Genomic DNA, 16,790 nt, shown 5'->3' with positions numbered 1-16,790 from the left:
ACGAAGTGGTTGATGCCATGCTTCCAAGAAAAGCTTCTAAGCTTCAGGTAACCAGGAACCGTACCCCAAACCGACACAGGTGGTTGGGTAGAGAATACCAAGGCGCTTGAGAGAACTCGGGTGAAGGAACTAGGCAAAATGGCACCGTAACTTCGGGAGAAGGTGCGCCGGTGAGGGTGAAGCATTTACTGCGTAAGCCCACGCCGGTCGAAGATACCAGGCCGCTGCGACTGTTTATTAAAAACACAGCACTCTGCAAACACGAAAGTGGACGTATAGGGTGTGACGCCTGCCCGGTGCCGGAAGGTTAATTGATGGGGTTAGCTAACGCGAAGCTCTTGATCGAAGCCCCGGTAAACGGCGGCCGTAACTATAACGGTCCTAAGGTAGCGAAATTCCTTGTCGGGTAAGTTCCGACCTGCACGAATGGCGTAACGATGGCGGCGCTGTCTCCACCCGAGACTCAGTGAAATTGAAATCGCTGTGAAGATGCAGTGTATCCGCGGCTAGACGGAAAGACCCCGTGAACCTTTACTATAGCTTTGCACTGGACTTTGAATTTGCTTGTGTAGGATAGGTGGGAGGCTTTGAAGCGTGGACGCCAGTCTGCGTGGAGCCAACCTTGAAATACCACCCTGGCAACTTTGAGGTTCTAACTCAGGTCCGTTATCCGGATCGAGGACAGTGTATGGTGGGTAGTTTGACTGGGGCGGTCTCCTCCTAAAGAGTAACGGAGGAGTACGAAGGTGCGCTCAGACCGGTCGGAAATCGGTCGTAGAGTATAAAGGCAAAAGCGCGCTTGACTGCGAGACAGACACGTCGAGCAGGTACGAAAGTAGGTCTTAGTGATCCGGTGGTTCTGTATGGAAGGGCCATCGCTCAACGGATAAAAGGTACTCCGGGGATAACAGGCTGATACCGCCCAAGAGTTCATATCGACGGCGGTGTTTGGCACCTCGATGTCGGCTCATCACATCCTGGGGCTGAAGCCGGTCCCAAGGGTATGGCTGTTCGCCATTTAAAGTGGTACGCGAGCTGGGTTTAGAACGTCGTGAGACAGTTCGGTCCCTATCTGCCGTGGACGTTTGAGATTTGAGAGGGGCTGCTCCTAGTACGAGAGGACCGGAGTGGACGAACCTCTGGTGTTCCGGTTGTCACGCCAGTGGCATTGCCGGGTAGCTATGTTCGGGAAAGATAACCGCTGAAAGCATCTAAGCGGGAAACTTGCCTCAAGATGAGATCTCACTGGAACCTTGAGTTCCCTAAAGGGCCGTCGAAGACTACGACGTTGATAGGTTGGGTGTGTAAGCGCTGTGAGGCGTTGAGCTAACCAATACTAATTGCCCGTGAGGCTTGACCATATAACACCCAAGCAATTTGCGTCGAAGAGACCAGATTGCGGTGTGTGAAGACGATACAAACCGAAAGTTTGCATTCACAAAGCACCGAATTCTATTACATACCCATTCGCTGGAACGTTGACCGCAAGGTTAAACGCGCTGGCTACCGAATTTCTTGACGACCATAGAGCATTGGAACCACCTGATCCCATCCCGAACTCAGTAGTGAAACGATGCATCGCCGATGGTAGTGTGGGGTTTCCCCATGTGAGAGTAGGTCATCGTCAAGATTAAATTCCAAACCCCCTGTCTGCTCACGCAGACAGGGGGTTTGTTTTTGTGCGCGAAAAAGCGCAGGAAGCATGTGTCTTCATTTTTAATGAGGATATCTACTGTGCACGCAATGGCGTTTTTGGCTGACTTGCCAGTAATTTCGATGACGCAGTTATGCTTTGGTGGTTGGGTATGCAATGGCCTAGCGCATAGCTATCATGCCTCCCTCATTGTGAGGTGATACGTGAATGCTGACGTTGTTGAAACTCCTTAAAGATGGTCGATTTCACTCGGGACAGGCCTTGGGTCAGGCTCTCGGTATAAGCCGTAGTGCTGTATGGAAGCAGCTGCAGCACTTGGAGTCAGACTTGAATTTGTCTATTCATAAGGTTCGCGGTCGTGGTTATCAATTGGCTTCACCGCTAGAGCTGCTTGATTCCGAGCAGATCCCATCCAGTCCCTGGCCAGCGCTTATCCATCAAGCGCTGGACTCAACTAACGCTGAGGCATTGCGTGCTATTGGTCGGGGTGAGGCCGCCCCCTTTGCTGTATTGGCAGAGCAGCAAAGTGCGGGTCGCGGTCGCCGAGGTCGTAAGTGGGTCAGTCCGTTCGCAGAAAATATCTACTTCAGTCTCGTTTTGCGCATTGAGGGTGGGATGCGTCAGCTTGAGGGGCTTAGTCTAGTCGTCGGTCTGGCAGTGTTGAATGCGTTGCGCGACATCGGTACTTCTAATGCTGGTCTCAAGTGGCCAAATGATGTGCTCGTGGGTAGCAAAAAAATCGCTGGCATTCTGCTTGAGCTGGTCGGCGATCCTGCTGACGTGTGTCATGTCGTGTTGGGCATTGGCATCAACGTCAATATGAAAGCGACTGAAGAGGTTGATCAAGCATGGACGTCAGTTCGCTTGGAGACAGGTCGCTCTATCAATCGCAATGAATTTATTGTAATTCTCAATAATAGGCTGCATCAGTATTTTCAGCAGCATGAGATGCAGGGCTTTTCTGTGATGCAGTCGGAGTGGGAAGAGAATCATCTATGGCAAGGGCGAGAGGTGTCATTGATCGCCGGTAGTCACAAGGTCGATGGTACTGTTCTTGGCATTGATGGTCAGGGTGCGTTGCGTATAGATGTGGGCGGTACAGAGAAAATATACAGCGGTGGCGAATTGAGTTTGAGGTTACGCCATGATTCTTGAATTGGACTGTGGCAATAGTTTCATAAAGTGGCGTGTACTTAGCGGTGATGTCTCGGTCTGTGGCGGTGTTGCTGATACAAATGCTGCACTGGTCACTGCGGTGTCGGCGCATACGGCGTTGAGAGTGCGCTGCTGTCGTCTGGTGAGCGTGCGAAGTGATGAAGAAACTGCTGATCTGATTGCCACACTTGAGGCCAGCTTTGGGGTGGAAGTTCTCAGTGCCCAGCCAGCTCGAGCTGTGGCGGGCGTCAAAAATGGCTATAAGGACTTCGAGCGCCTGGGTTTGGATCGTTGGCTAGCACTGCTGGGTGGGTTCGAGCTGGCAAAAGGTGCATGTTTGATACTTGATTTCGGCACTGCGGTAACCTCCGATTTTGTAGCGGCAGATGGTGCTCACTTGGGAGGGTTCATTTGCCCTGGATTGCCATTGATGCGCAACCAGCTGCGCACCCACACGCGGCGTATCCGGTACGACAAAGTTTTGGCTGAGCAAGCATTGCACAGTTTTACTCCGGGTCGCTCTACAGCTGAAGCCGTTGAGCGCGGGTGCTTATTGATGCTGCGAGGGTTTGTAATGACTCAGTTGCAATTGGCGCATGAGTATTGGGGGGATGATTTTGTAGTGTTCCTCACTGGGGGGGATGCTTGCCTTGTGGTCGATGTGGTGCCAGATGCCAAGCTTGTTCAGGATTTAGTATTTATCGGTTTGGCTGTCGCTTGTCCTATTGCTTGAGGTTTCTATGCGTTGGATGTTTCTGCTCCTTGTCGTGCTGAATGTTTTTTACTATGTATGGCATCAGCAAGAAGCTCCAGTGAAGGTTAAGGAAGTGGGCTCGTTATCAGTGCCTACAAATGGCAAGCGCACCATTCAGTTGCTTAATGAAGTGCCGCCAATGCTGCCTTTATCTGGCGCCATGAAAGCGTCCGACGTTGATGATCTCTGCACTTACTTGGCTGGGATTAATGATGGCGAGCAGCTTCGGGGGCTAGAGCTGAAGCTTGAGAGCTTGAATATAAAGCTGGTACCAGCTACCTCGGCCAACGCCGAGCTTGCAGAGTTTCACTATCGCATTGCTCAGGAAAACCAGGTTCAAGCGAGTGAAGAGCTATTGCAAGGGCTTGCTAATGAATTCAAAGGCTTAAAATACAAAAAAAGCCGATGCTAGGGGTTGCAGCTGTCCCATTCTTTGCATAGAATGGCGCCCGCTCCACAGTGAACGTCGTAAGATGGGCGCCAAGTGAAGTGAGTCAATTTCCTAACTTGATGATTTTATTAAGAAAAGTGATTGACAAAGAGTTGGGATGCTGTAGAATCCCGCTCAGCTCAGGAGGGGTTCCCGAGCGGCCAAAGGGATCAGACTGTAAATCTGACGTCTACGACTTCGAAGGTTCGAATCCTTCCCCCTCCACCATATTTTCGCAAATCAGCATGATTTGCGGGTGTAGTTTAGTGGTAGAACCTCAGCCTTCCAAGCTGATGATGCGGGTTCGATTCCCGCCACCCGCTCCATTTATGCTGGCTTGAAGGTAGTTTTTGCTCTTGTAGCTCAGTTGGTAGAGCACACCCTTGGTAAGGGTGAGGTCAGCGGTTCAAATCCGCTCAAGAGCTCCATATAACAAGGCAGATATGAAAATATCTGCCTTTGTTTTAACAGGCTGGAAAGCTTGTTCGGGGTGTTTGCTGGTAGTGCTTTTTTGTGCTGCTGCTCCGGTTGCTGTTGCTGTTGTAAGTGGCTTGCATACAGTTGCTTGCGGTGTTTGGTGGGCTGTTTGGGTCTGTCGGCAAAAAGTAATTGCATTGGTTGTTGAAAAGTCTCTCTCGGGTCGGCATAATCGGCGGCTCGATAATGTTTTAGGTCAGTAGCTCAATTGGCAGAGCGACGGTCTCCAAAACCGTAGGTTGGGGGTTCGATTCCCTCCTGACCTGCCAGATTCTCTCATTGCATCTGGCTTTCTTTTCACAGGATCCTCTTTGATGACTCCCAAGGCTGAAGTTCAAGGCTCTCGCTTCGATCTACTCAAGTGGCTAGCAGTGGTTGCCCTTGTTGTGGTTGGCGTTGTTGGGAATCAGTACTACTCTGGTTCGCCGATCCTGTATCGCGTCATCGCTCTCCTTGTTATTGCTGCTGTCGCTGCCTACATCGGGTTGCAGACTGCGAAAGGCAAGTCGTTCGCTGTCCTGGTAAAGGAAGCTCGTGCTGAGATTCGTAAAGTCGTATGGCCTACTCGCCAAGAAACTACGCAGACCACGTTGATCGTGGTGGCTGTTGTTCTTGTTATGGCGTTGCTGTTGTGGGGTTTAGATTCCCTGCTCGGTTGGCTCGTTTCCTTGATTGTTGGCTAAGGGTGTCCCGTGGCTAAGCGTTGGTACGTAGTGCATGCTTATTCGGGTTACGAAAAGCATGTTATGCGCTCTTTGATCGAGCGTATTAAGCTGGCAGGCATGGAAGATGGCTTCGGCGAGATTCTGGTTCCCACTGAAGAAGTGGTTGAAATGCGTAATGGCCAGAAGCGCAAAAGCGAGCGGAAATTCTTCCCTGGTTATGTGCTAGTCCAAATGGACATGAACGAAGGGACTTGGCACTTAGTCAAGGATACTCCTCGTGTCATGGGCTTTATTGGTGGCACCGCTGACAAGCCGGCACCGATTACAGATAAAGAGGCAGAAGCGATTCTGCGTCGCGTTGCTGATGGTAGCGATAAGCCTAAGCCGAAGACGTTGTTCGAGCCGGGCGAAGTTGTTCGAGTCACTGACGGGCCGTTTGCCGATTTCAATGGTACGGTCGAAGAAGTAAACTACGAAAAGAGTCGCATCCAAGTGGCTGTGCTCATTTTCGGTCGCTCTACTCCGGTAGAGCTAGAGTTCAGTCAGGTCGAAAAGGTCTAACTGAGCACGCATCCCAACCCCATGGCTTCGGCTGTGGGGTTTTGTCGTCACTGGGATAAACACGCAAGTAACCGGGGAGCCTTTTGATTTAGGCGTCTGAACCCGTAATTGGAGTGCCTCATGGCCAAGAAGATTACCGCTTACATCAAGCTGCAAGTGAAGGCCGCTCAGGCCAACCCAAGCCCACCTGTTGGTCCAGCTCTGGGTCAGCACGGTGTGAACATCATGGAATTCTGCAAAGCTTTCAACGCCCGTACTCAGGGTATTGAGCCAGGCCTGCCGACTCCTGTGATCATCACTGTATACAGCGACCGTAGCTTCACATTCGAAACCAAATCGACTCCTGCTTCGGTTCTGCTGAAGAAGGCTGCCGGTTTGACTAGCGGTTCCGCTCGTCCAAACACCGTTAAGGTTGGCACTGTTACTCGTGTACAGCTGGAAGAAATCGCGAAAACCAAAAACGCGGATCTGACTGCTGCTGACATGGATGCAGCCGTGCGTACCATCGCCGGTTCTGCTCGTAGCATGGGCCTTAACGTGGAGGGTGTGTAATGGCTAAGCTGACTAAGCGCCAAAAGGCTATCGCCGGTAAAATTGAAGCTGGCAAGTCTTACAACTTTGTAGACGCTGCTGCTCTGTTGGCCGAGCTGTCGACTGTTAAGTTCAGCGAGTCTTTTGACATCGCTATCAACTTGGGCGTAGACCCACGTAAATCTGACCAGGTTGTTCGTAGCGCTACTGTGCTGCCACACGGCACTGGCAAGACTGTACGTGTAGCTGTGTTCACTCAGGGTCCAGCTGCTGAAGCTGCTCTGGCAGCCGGCGCAGATCGCGTTGGTATGGACGACCTGGCCGCAGAAATGAAAGGCGGCGACCTGAACTATGACGTAGTTATTGCCTCCCCGGACGCAATGCGTGTTGTAGGTCAGTTGGGTCAGATCCTGGGCCCACGTGGCCTGATGCCTAACCCGAAGGTTGGTACTGTAACTCCAGACGTAGCTACTGCGGTTAAGAACGCAAAAGCTGGTCAGGTTCGTTATCGCACCGACAAAAACGGTATCATCCACACTTCCGTTGGCAAGGTCGGTTTCGACGCTGTCAAGCTGAAGGAAAACGTTGAAGCCCTGGTCGCTGATCTGAAGCGTATCAAGCCAGCTTCCTCGAAAGGTATTTACGTTAAGCGCGTTACCCTGAGCACCACTATGGGCCCAGGCTTGGTCATCGACCAAGGTTCTTTGGACGCGTAAAACAAATTGGCGCAGCATGCTGCGCCAATGAAAGATTGGGGTCCCTGCCTGGCGGGGGCTATCCAAGACCGTAGGCGGTGAAAGCCTTAAACCTCAAGCCTACGCAGATGGTGCTCCCGGTTCCTTACCGAATCAGACACCAAAACGACATCCGACCCAGGTTGGATGAAACGGTAACAAGCAGGAGTTAAACCCGTGGCAATTAAACTCGAAGACAAGAAGGCCATCGTCGCTGAAGTCAACGAGGCTGCCAAAGTTGCCCTGTCCGCTGTTGTGGCTGATGCCCGCGGTGTGACAGTAAGCGCTATGACCGGACTCCGTAAAGAGGCTCGTGAAGCTGGCGTATACGTACGTGTTGTACGTAACACCCTGCTAAAGCGCGCTGTTGCTGACACTGAATACAGTGTTCTCAACGACGTGTTCACTGGCCCGACCTTGATTGCATTCTCCCAAGAACATCCGGGCGCTGCTGCTCGTATCTTCAAAGAATTCGCAAAAGGTCAGGATAAGTTCGAGATCAAGGCAGCTGCGTTCGAGGGCAAGTTCCTCGCAGCTAATCAGATCGACGTACTGGCAAGTCTGCCGACCCGTGACGAAGCAATTTCTCAGCTGATGAGCGTGATTCAAGGCGCTACCAGCAAATTGGCTCGTACTCTGGCGGCACTTCGCGACCAGAAAGAAGCTGCTGCAGCCTAAGGCTGAGCGACTTTTTTCGGCGTTTATTGTTTATTTCGATGGCCGCTTAGGCTGTCACCCCAATACAGGAATTAATAGTCATGTCTCTGACTAACGACCAAATCATCGAAGCAATCGGCGAAAAATCCGTTCTGGAAATCGTTGAACTGATCAAAGCAATGGAAGAGAAGTTCGGCGTTTCCGCTGCTGCTGCTTCTGCTGGTCCTGCTGCTGCCGCTGCTGTTGTTGAAGAGCAAACTGAATTCAACGTCATGCTGCTGGAAGCTGGCGAGAAGAAAGTTAACGTGATCAAGGCTGTTCGTGAACTGACTGGTCTGGGCTTGAAAGAAGCCAAGGCAGTAGTTGACGGCGCTCCAGCTATGGTTCTGGAAGCTGTTGCTAAAGACGCAGCTGACAAAGCCAAGGCTACCTTGGAAGAAGCAGGCGCTAAAGTCGAGCTGAAGTAAGCATCGACCTTGCGTCTCCAGCCCAGGCGTTAAGCTGAGGCTGATGGCTGGTGGCTCTTGCCACCGGCCTTTTTCCGTTATTGGCAACCGACTAGGTTGGTGCCTTTGACGTGCTGTAACCACCCTGTGCGGTGGAGCAAACCAAGGGGTTTGCACGATTTTCTGGCTGCTCCCGTCGGGAGAGGCCAAACAAGCAGGTGACCAAGCTGGGGAACGCTGATGGCTTACTCATATACTGAGAAAAAACGTATCCGCAAGGACTTTAGCAAGTTGCCGGACGTCATGGATGTGCCGTATCTCTTGGCAATCCAGCTGGATTCGTATCGTGAATTCTTGCAGGCGGGAGCGACTAAAGATAAGTTCCGCGACGTGGGCCTGCATGCGGCCTTCAAATCCGTTTTCCCGATCATCAGCTACTCCGGCAATGCTGCGCTGGAGTATGTCGGTTATCGCTTGGGCGAGCCGGCATTTGATGTCAAAGAATGCGTGTTGCGTGGCGTAACGTACGCCGTACCTTTGCGGGTAAAAGTTCGTTTGATCATTTTCGACAAAGAATCGTCGAACAAAGCGATCAAGGACATCAAAGAGCAAGAAGTCTACATGGGTGAAATCCCCCTGATGACTGAAAACGGTACCTTTGTAATCAATGGTACTGAGCGTGTAATTGTTTCCCAGCTGCACCGTTCCCCGGGCGTGTTCTTCGATCACGACCGCGGCAAGACGCATAGCTCCGGTAAACTGCTTTATTCCGCGCGTATCATTCCTTACCGTGGTTCGTGGTTGGACTTTGAGTTCGACCCGAAAGATTGCGTGTTCGTACGTATTGACCGTCGTCGCAAGCTGCCTGCATCGGTATTGCTGCGCGCGCTGGGTTATACGACTGAGCAGGTGCTGGACGCGTTCTACACCACCAACGTATTCCACGTTCAGGGCGAAACCATCAGCCTGGAACTGGTACCACAGCGTCTGCGCGGTGAAATCGCGGCTATCGATATTACCGATGACAAAGGCAAGGTTATTGTCGAGCAAGGTCGTCGTATTACTGCTCGCCATATCAACCAGCTGGAAAAAGCCGGTATCAAGCAGCTTGTTATGCCTCTGGACTACGTCCTGGGTCGCACAACGGCCAAAGCTATCGTGCATCCGGCAACTGGTGAAATCATTGCAGAGTGCAACACCGAGCTGACCACCGAGATTCTGGCGAAAATTGCCAAGAGCCAGGTTGTTCGCATCGAAACGTTGTACACCAACGATATCGACTGTGGTCCATTCGTTTCCGACACGCTGAAGATCGACTCCACCAGCAATCAATTGGAAGCGCTGGTCGAGATCTATCGCATGATGCGTCCAGGCGAGCCGCCAACCAAGGACGCTGCCGAGACTCTGTTCAACAACCTGTTCTTCAGCCCTGAGCGCTATGACCTGTCTGCGGTCGGCCGGATGAAGTTCAACCGTCGTATCGGTCGTACCGAGATCGAAGGTTCGGGCGTGTTGTGCAAAGAAGACATCGTCGCGGTACTGAAGACTCTGGTCGACATCCGTAACGGCAAAGGCATCGTCGATGACATCGACCACCTGGGTAACCGTCGTGTTCGCTGTGTTGGCGAAATGGCAGAAAACCAGTTCCGCGTTGGCCTGGTACGTGTTGAGCGTGCGGTCAAAGAGCGTCTGTCGATGGCTGAAAGCGAAGGCTTGATGCCGCAAGACCTGATCAACGCCAAGCCTGTGGCTGCTGCGGTGAAAGAGTTCTTCGGTTCCAGCCAGCTGTCCCAGTTCATGGACCAAAACAACCCGCTGTCCGAGATCACCCACAAGCGCCGTGTTTCTGCACTGGGCCCGGGCGGTCTGACGCGTGAGCGTGCTGGCTTTGAAGTTCGTGACGTACACCCGACTCACTACGGTCGTGTATGCCCGATTGAAACGCCGGAAGGTCCGAACATCGGTCTGATCAACTCCTTGGCTGCTTATGCTCGCACCAACCAGTACGGCTTCCTTGAGAGCCCGTACCGTGTTGTGAAAGATGCATTGGTGACCGACGAGATCGTTTTCCTGTCCGCTATCGAAGAAGCTGATCACGTGATCGCTCAGGCTTCGGCCACGATGAACGACAAGAAAGTGCTGATCGACGAGTTGGTAGCTGTTCGTCACTTGAACGAATTCACCGTTAAGGCGCCGGAAGACGTCACCTTGATGGACGTTTCTCCGAAGCAGGTAGTTTCGGTTGCAGCGTCGCTGATCCCGTTCCTGGAACACGATGACGCCAACCGTGCGTTGATGGGTTCCAACATGCAGCGTCAAGCTGTACCGACCCTGCGTGCTGACAAGCCGCTGGTAGGTACCGGCATGGAGCGTAACGTAGCTCGTGACTCCGGCGTTTGCGTCGTGGCTCGTCGTGGCGGCGTGATCGACTCTGTAGACGCTAGCCGTATCGTGGTTCGTGTTGCTGATGATGAAGTAGAGACTGGTGAAGCCGGTGTCGACATCTACAACCTGACCAAATACACCCGCTCCAACCAGAACACCTGCATTAACCAGCGTCCGCTGGTTCGCAAAGGTGATCGTGTACAGCGTAGCGACATCATGGCTGACGGCCCGTCCACCGATATGGGTGAGCTGGCACTGGGTCAGAACATGCGCATCGCGTTCATGGCCTGGAACGGTTACAACTTCGAAGACTCCATCTGCCTGTCGGAACGAGTTGTTCAAGAAGATCGCTTTACCACGATCCACATTCAGGAACTGACCTGTGTGGCACGTGACACCAAGCTTGGGCCTGAAGAGATCACTGCAGACATCCCGAACGTGGGTGAAGCTGCACTGAACAAACTGGACGAAGCCGGTATTGTTTACGTAGGTGCTGAAGTTGGCGCTGGCGACATTCTGGTCGGTAAGGTTACTCCGAAAGGTGAGACTCAGCTGACTCCAGAAGAGAAGCTGTTGCGCGCAATCTTTGGTGAAAAAGCCAGCGACGTTAAAGACACTTCCCTGCGTGTACCTACCGGTACCAAAGGTACTGTTATCGACGTGCAGGTCTTCACTCGCGACGGCGTTGAGCGTGATGCTCGTGCCCTGTCGATCGAGAAGACCCAGCTGGACGAGATCCGCAAGGACCTGAACGAAGAGTTCCGCATCGTTGAAGGCGCCACTTTTGAACGTCTGCGCTCTGCACTGGTTGGCCGTATAGCCGAAGGTGGAGCTGGTCTGAAGAAAGGTCAGGAAATCACTAATGAAATCCTGGACGGTCTTGAGCATGGGCAGTGGTTCAAACTGCGCATGGCTGAAGACGCTCTGAACGAGCAGCTTGAAAAAGCTCAGGCCTACATCATCGATCGCCGTCGTCTGCTGGACGATAAGTTCGAAGACAAGAAGCGCAAACTGCAGCAGGGCGATGACCTGGCTCCGGGCGTGCTGAAAATCGTCAAGGTTTACCTGGCAATCCGTCGTCGCATCCAGCCGGGTGACAAGATGGCTGGTCGTCACGGTAACAAAGGTGTGGTCTCCGTGATCATGCCGGTTGAAGACATGCCGTACGATGCCAATGGCACCCCGGTTGATGTGGTCCTCAACCCGTTGGGCGTACCTTCGCGTATGAACGTTGGTCAGATTCTTGAAACTCACCTGGGCCTCGCAGCCAAAGGTTTGGGCGAGAAGATCAACCTCATGATTGAAGAACAACGCAAGGTCGCTGACCTGCGTAAGTTCCTGCATGAGATCTACAACGAAATTGGCGGTCGTCAAGAAAGCCTGGATGACTTCTCGGATCAAGAAATCCTTGATCTGGCGAAGAACCTTCGCGGCGGTGTGCCAATGGCTACCCCGGTGTTCGACGGTGCCAAAGAAAGCGAAATCAAGGCAATGCTTCGTTTGGCAGACCTGCCAGACAGCGGCCAGATGACGCTGACTGACGGTCGTACCGGCAACCAGTTCGAACGTCCGGTTACCGTTGGCTACATGTACATGCTGAAGCTGAACCACTTGGTAGACGACAAGATGCACGCTCGTTCTACTGGTTCTTACAGCCTGGTTACCCAGCAGCCGCTGGGTGGTAAGGCTCAGTTCGGTGGTCAGCGTTTCGGGGAGATGGAGGTCTGGGCGCTGGAAGCTTACGGCGCGGCATACACTCTGCAAGAAATGCTCACAGTGAAGTCGGACGATGTGAACGGCCGTACCAAGATGTACAAAAACATCGTGGATGGCGATCACCGTATGGAGCCGGGCATGCCCGAGTCCTTCAACGTGTTGATCAAAGAAATTCGTTCCCTCGGCATCGATATCGATCTGGAAACCGAATAACACGTGACGCGAATCGAGAGCGGGGCTGTTCTGCCCGCTCTCTGCTCCGCCAGGAGGAAAGGCCTTGAAAGACCTACTGAATTTGCTGAAAAACCAGGGTCAAGTCGAAGAGTTCGACGCCATCCGTATTGGATTGGCATCGCCTGAGATGATCCGTTCGTGGTCGTTCGGTGAAGTTAAAAAGCCGGAAACCATCAACTACCGTACGTTCAAGCCTGAGCGTGACGGCCTGTTCTGCGCCAAGATCTTTGGCCCGGTAAAGGATTACGAGTGCCTGTGCGGTAAGTACAAGCGCTTGAAGCACCGTGGTGTGATCTGTGAGAAGTGTGGCGTTGAAGTCGCACTGGCCAAGGTCCGTCGCGAGCGCATGGCTCACATCGAACTGGCTTCGCCAGTTGCTCACATCTGGTTCCTGAAATCGCTGCCGTCCCGTATCGGCTTGCTGATGGACATGACCCTGCGTGATATCGAACGCGTTCTCTACTTCGAGAGCTATGTCGTTATTGATCCGGGCATGACCACTCTGGAAAAAGGTCAGCTGCTGAACGATGAGCAGTATTTCGAAGCGCTGGAAGAGTTCGGCGACGACTTCGATGCCCGTATGGGTGCTGAGGCTGTTCGTGAGCTGCTGCACGCTATCGACCTGGAGCACGAGATTGGCCGTCTGCGCGAAGAAATTCCGCAAACCAACTCCGAAACCAAAATCAAGAAACTGTCCAAGCGCTTGAAGTTGATGGAGGCCTTTTTGGGCTCCGGCAACCTTCCTGAGTGGATGGTTCTGACCGTTCTGCCGGTTCTGCCGCCAGATCTGCGTCCTTTGGTTCCGTTGGATGGTGGTCGTTTCGCGACTTCCGACCTCAACGATCTGTACCGTCGAGTGATCAACCGTAACAACCGCTTGAAGCGCCTGCTTGATCTGTCCGCTCCGGACATCATCGTGCGTAACGAAAAGCGTATGTTGCAAGAAGCCGTCGATGCATTGCTCGACAACGGCCGTCGCGGTCGCGCTATCACAGGTTCCAACAAGCGTCCTCTGAAATCCTTGGCTGACATGATCAAGGGTAAACAAGGTCGTTTCCGTCAGAACTTGCTCGGTAAGCGTGTTGACTACTCGGGTCGTTCGGTAATTACCGTAGGTCCGACCTTGCGTCTGCACCAGTGCGGTCTGCCGAAAAAAATGGCACTCGAGCTGTTCAAGCCGTTCATCTTCGGCAAGCTGGAAATGCGTGGTCTTGCTACCACCATTAAAGCCGCCAAGAAGATGGTTGAGCGCGAGCTGCCGGAAGTTTGGGACGTTCTCGCTGAAGTCATCCGCGAACACCCAGTACTTCTCAACCGTGCACCGACCCTTCACCGTCTGGGTATCCAGGCGTTTGAACCCGTACTGATCGAAGGTAAAGCTATCCAGCTGCACCCGCTGGTCTGTGCTGCGTACAACGCCGACTTCGACGGCGACCAAATGGCTGTTCACGTACCGCTGACACTGGAAGCCCAGTTGGAAGCACGTGCGCTGATGATGTCGACCAACAACATTCTGTCGCCAGCCAACGGTGAGCCAATCATCGTTCCGTCGCAGGACGTTGTATTGGGTCTGTACTACATGACGCGTGAAGCGATCAACGCTAAAGGCGAGGGTCGTGTATTCGCTGACTTGCAAGAAGTTGACCGTGTGTTCCGTGCCGGTGAAGCCGCACTGCATGCCAAGGTCAAGGTTCGCATCAGCGAAACTGTCAATGACCGTGATGGCGGCAGCGTGAGCAACACCCGTATCGTCGACACCACTGTCGGTCGTGCGCTGTTGTTCCAGGTTGTGCCAAAAGGTCTGTCGTACGACGTCGTCAACTTGCCGATGAAGAAAAAGGCGATCTCCAAGCTGATCAACCAGTGCTACCGCGTGGTTGGTTTGAAAGAGACCGTGATCTTCGCTGACCAGTTGATGTACACCGGTTTTGCTTACTCGACCATCTCTGGCGTATCCATCGGTGTTAACGACTTCGTTATCCCGGATGAGAAAGCTCGCATCATCGCGGCTGCAACCGATGAAGTGAAAGAGATCGAAAGCCAGTACGCCTCGGGCCTGGTAACACAGGGCGAGAAGTACAACAAAGTAATCGACCTTTGGTCGAAGGCTAACGACGAAGTTTCCAAGGCCATGATGTCGAACCTCTCGAAAGAGAAGGTTATTGATCGTCACGGTGTTGAAGTTGAGCAAGAGTCGTTCAACTCGATGTACATGATGGCTGACTCCGGTGCTCGGGGTTCTGCTGCGCAGATCCGTCAGCTGGCCGGTATGCGTGGTCTGATGGCCAAGCCAGACGGTTCCATCATCGAAACGCCGATTACTGCGAACTTCCGTGAAGGTTTGAGCGTACTTCAGTACTTCATCTCGACTCACGGTGCTCGTAAGGGTCTGGCGGATACCGCCTTGAAAACAGCTAACTCCGGTTACCTGACGCGTCGTCTGGTAGACGTTGCGCAAGACTTGGTGGTGACTGAGGTTGACTGCGGTACCGAACACGGTCTGCTGATGACTCCGCACATCGAAGGCGGTGACGTTGTTGAGCCGTTGGGTGAGCGCGTTCTGGGTCGAGTGATCGCCCGTGACGTATTCAAGCCGGGTACTGAGGAAATCATTGTTCCTGCAGGCACTCTGGTTGACGAGAAGTGGGTTGAATTCATCGAGCTGAACAGCATCGACGAAGTGATCGTTCGCTCGCCAATCAGCTGCGAAACCCGCTTCGGTATCTGCGCCAAGTGCTACGGCCGTGATCTGGCTCGTGGTCACCAGGTGAACATCGGTGAAGCTGTCGGCGTAATCGCTGCACAGTCGATCGGTGAGCCGGGTACACAGCTGACAATGCGTACGTTCCACATCGGTGGTGCGGCAAGCCGGACCTCTGCTGCTGACAGCGTTCAGGTGAAGAATGGCGGTACTGTCCGTCTGCACAACCTGAAGCACGTAGAGCGTGTAGATGGTTGTCTGGTAGCGGTATCGCGTTCCGGTGAGTTGGCGATCGCTGATGACTACGGTCGTGAGCGTGAGCGTTACAAACTGCCGTACGGCGCCGTTATTTCGGTTAAAGAAGGTGACAAGGTTGACGCTGGCTCTATCGTAGCCAAGTGGGATCCGCACACTCACCCAATCGTTACTGAAATGAAAGGTACCGTGACCTACGTGGGCATGGAAGAAGGCATCACGATCAAGCGTCAGACTGACGAATTGACCGGTATGACCAACATTGAAGTGCTTGATGCCAAAGACCGTCCAGCTGCCGGCAAGGACATTCGTCCAGCCGTCAAGATGGTCGGTGTTGATGGCAAGGATCTGCTGTTGCCAGGTACCGACGTACCGGCTCAGTACTTCCTGCCAGCTAACGCCTTGGTCGGTGTAGCGGATGGTGCGGAAATCGCGATCGGTGACGTTATCGCTCGTATTCCGCAAGAAACTTCGAAGACTCGAGACATCACCGGTGGTCTGCCACGGGTTGCTGACTTGTTCGAAGCACGTCGCCCGAAAGAAGCCTCGATTCTGGCTGAAGTCAGCGGCACCATCGCGTTCGGTAAAGAAACCAAAGGCAAGCGCCGTCTGGTTATTACCCCGAACGACGGTACTGATCCGTACGAAGAGCTGATTCCAAAGTGGCGTCACCTGAACGTCTTCGAAGGCGAGCAAGTGAACCGCGGTGAAGTTATCTCCGACGGTCCTAGCGATCCACATGACATCCTGCGTCTGCTGGGTGTGAGTGCGCTGGCCAAGTACATCGTTAACGAGATTCAGGACGTTTACCGTCTGCAAGGCGTAAAAATCAACGATAAGCACATCGAGACGATTCTGCGTCAGATGCTGCGTAAAGTTGAAATTGCCGAGTCTGGTGATTCCACCTTCATCAAGGGCGACCAGATGGAGTTGACCCAGGTGTTGACTGAGAACGAGCGTCTGAGCACTGAAGACAAGTTTGTCTCCAAGTTCACTCGTGTTCTGCTGGGTATCACCAAGGCGTCGTTGTCGACTGAATCGTTCATCTCCGCGGCCTCTTTCCAAGAGACTACGCGAGTACTGACCGAAGCAGCGGTAACCGGCAAGCGCGATTACCTGCGCGGCCTGAAAGAAAACGTGGTCGTGGGTCGTTTGATCCCGGCTGGTACCGGTCTGGCTTATCACAGCGAGCGTAAGCGTCGCCGTGATGCTGACAAACCGTTGCGCGTAAGCGCCAGTGAAGTGGAAGCTGCACTGACCGAAGCGCTGAACTCGAGCGGTAACTGAGTTCTGCGGTAAATGATGGGCGGGCCCCGGCAGTTCCGTTCATCGAATCCTGGCAATTGTCTGGGTTTGGTGAGTGGAAGTGTCGGGGCCTTGCCTTGACTGGGGACAAGATCCTCTTTAGACTCTTGTACCCCTAAATTTGGCGGGA

Annotated in this window: 11 protein-coding genes, 4 tRNA genes and 2 rRNA genes; all 17 read left to right on the top strand. The window is 53.2% G+C overall.

Translation table 11 applies throughout. The annotated features are described in order from the left end of the window. Positions 1-1,361: ribosomal RNA gene (locus EQV93_RS03700) — 23S ribosomal RNA — on the top strand; the annotation flags it as partial. Between the two features lie 153 nt (positions 1,362-1,514). Beyond that, positions 1,515-1,630, top strand: a 5S ribosomal RNA gene (rrf, locus tag EQV93_RS03695). Positions 1,631-1,861: 231 nt separating this feature from the next. Beyond that, a complete protein-coding gene (gene birA / locus EQV93_RS03690) occupies positions 1,862-2,809 on the top strand; it encodes a bifunctional biotin--[acetyl-CoA-carboxylase] ligase/biotin operon repressor BirA (protein WP_240890887.1) in 948 nt (315 codons plus the stop codon). After that, entirely contained in the window at positions 2,799-3,542 is a 744-nt protein-coding gene (locus EQV93_RS03685) for a pantothenate kinase (RefSeq protein ID WP_146426768.1), read from the top strand. The genes birA and EQV93_RS03685 overlap by 11 nt, the downstream gene beginning before the upstream one ends. 7 nt (positions 3,543-3,549) lie before the next feature. Continuing rightward, the gene (locus EQV93_RS03680; RefSeq protein WP_240890886.1) at positions 3,550-3,975 is read left to right on the top strand and encodes a hypothetical protein; all 426 of its coding nucleotides are present in this window, start codon (positions 3,550-3,552) and stop codon (positions 3,973-3,975) included. Positions 3,976-4,136: 161 nt separating this feature from the next. Beyond that, a tRNA-Tyr gene (locus tag EQV93_RS03675) sits at positions 4,137-4,221 on the top strand. A 24-nt stretch (positions 4,222-4,245) separates the two neighbouring features. Then, positions 4,246-4,319 (top strand) — tRNA-Gly (locus tag EQV93_RS03670). A gap of 26 nt (positions 4,320-4,345) precedes the next feature. After that, a tRNA-Thr gene (locus EQV93_RS03665) sits at positions 4,346-4,421 on the top strand. 242 nt (positions 4,422-4,663) lie between these two features. Further along, positions 4,664-4,739, top strand: a tRNA-Trp gene (locus EQV93_RS03660). 45 nt (positions 4,740-4,784) lie between these two features. Further along, positions 4,785-5,153, top strand: coding sequence for a preprotein translocase subunit SecE (gene secE, locus EQV93_RS03655; protein WP_122785689.1), 369 nt, complete (start codon positions 4,785-4,787; stop codon positions 5,151-5,153). A gap of 9 nt (positions 5,154-5,162) precedes the next feature. Beyond that, positions 5,163-5,696 carry a transcription termination/antitermination protein NusG gene (gene nusG / locus EQV93_RS03650; protein ID WP_094992107.1) on the top strand — a complete coding sequence of 178 codons (534 nt, stop codon included), beginning with the start codon at positions 5,163-5,165 and terminating at the stop codon, positions 5,694-5,696. 120 nt (positions 5,697-5,816) lie between these two features. Beyond that, on the top strand, positions 5,817-6,248 hold the full coding sequence (rplK, locus tag EQV93_RS03645; RefSeq protein ID WP_240890885.1) for a 50S ribosomal protein L11: 432 nt from the start codon (positions 5,817-5,819) through the stop codon (positions 6,246-6,248). After that, entirely contained in the window at positions 6,248-6,943 is a 696-nt protein-coding gene (rplA, locus tag EQV93_RS03640) for a 50S ribosomal protein L1 (protein WP_122785688.1), read from the top strand. Before rplK ends, rplA begins: the two co-directional genes overlap by 1 nt. A gap of 195 nt (positions 6,944-7,138) precedes the next feature. Further along, the gene (gene rplJ, locus EQV93_RS03635; protein ID WP_122785687.1) at positions 7,139-7,639 is read left to right on the top strand and encodes a 50S ribosomal protein L10; all 501 of its coding nucleotides are present in this window, start codon (positions 7,139-7,141) and stop codon (positions 7,637-7,639) included. 80 nt (positions 7,640-7,719) lie between these two features. After that, a complete protein-coding gene (gene rplL / locus EQV93_RS03630) occupies positions 7,720-8,085 on the top strand; it encodes a 50S ribosomal protein L7/L12 (protein WP_048378431.1) in 366 nt (121 codons plus the stop codon). A 219-nt stretch (positions 8,086-8,304) separates the two neighbouring features. Then, on the top strand, positions 8,305-12,378 hold the full coding sequence (gene rpoB / locus EQV93_RS03625) for a DNA-directed RNA polymerase subunit beta (RefSeq protein ID WP_122785686.1): 4,074 nt from the start codon (positions 8,305-8,307) through the stop codon (positions 12,376-12,378). Positions 12,379-12,442: 64 nt separating this feature from the next. Then, the gene (rpoC, locus tag EQV93_RS03620) at positions 12,443-16,642 is read left to right on the top strand and encodes a DNA-directed RNA polymerase subunit beta' (protein ID WP_122785685.1); all 4,200 of its coding nucleotides are present in this window, start codon (positions 12,443-12,445) and stop codon (positions 16,640-16,642) included. The last annotated feature ends 148 nt before the right edge of the window (positions 16,643-16,790 follow it).

The sequence above is a fragment of the Pseudomonas sp. TMW22091 genome (assembly GCF_022496705.1).
In the GTDB taxonomy this organism is placed as follows: Bacteria; Pseudomonadota; Gammaproteobacteria; order Pseudomonadales; family Pseudomonadaceae; genus Aquipseudomonas; species Aquipseudomonas saxonica.
The sequence above is the reverse complement of the archived record's forward strand: the minus strand, read 5'-3'. Positions and strand labels throughout refer to the sequence as shown.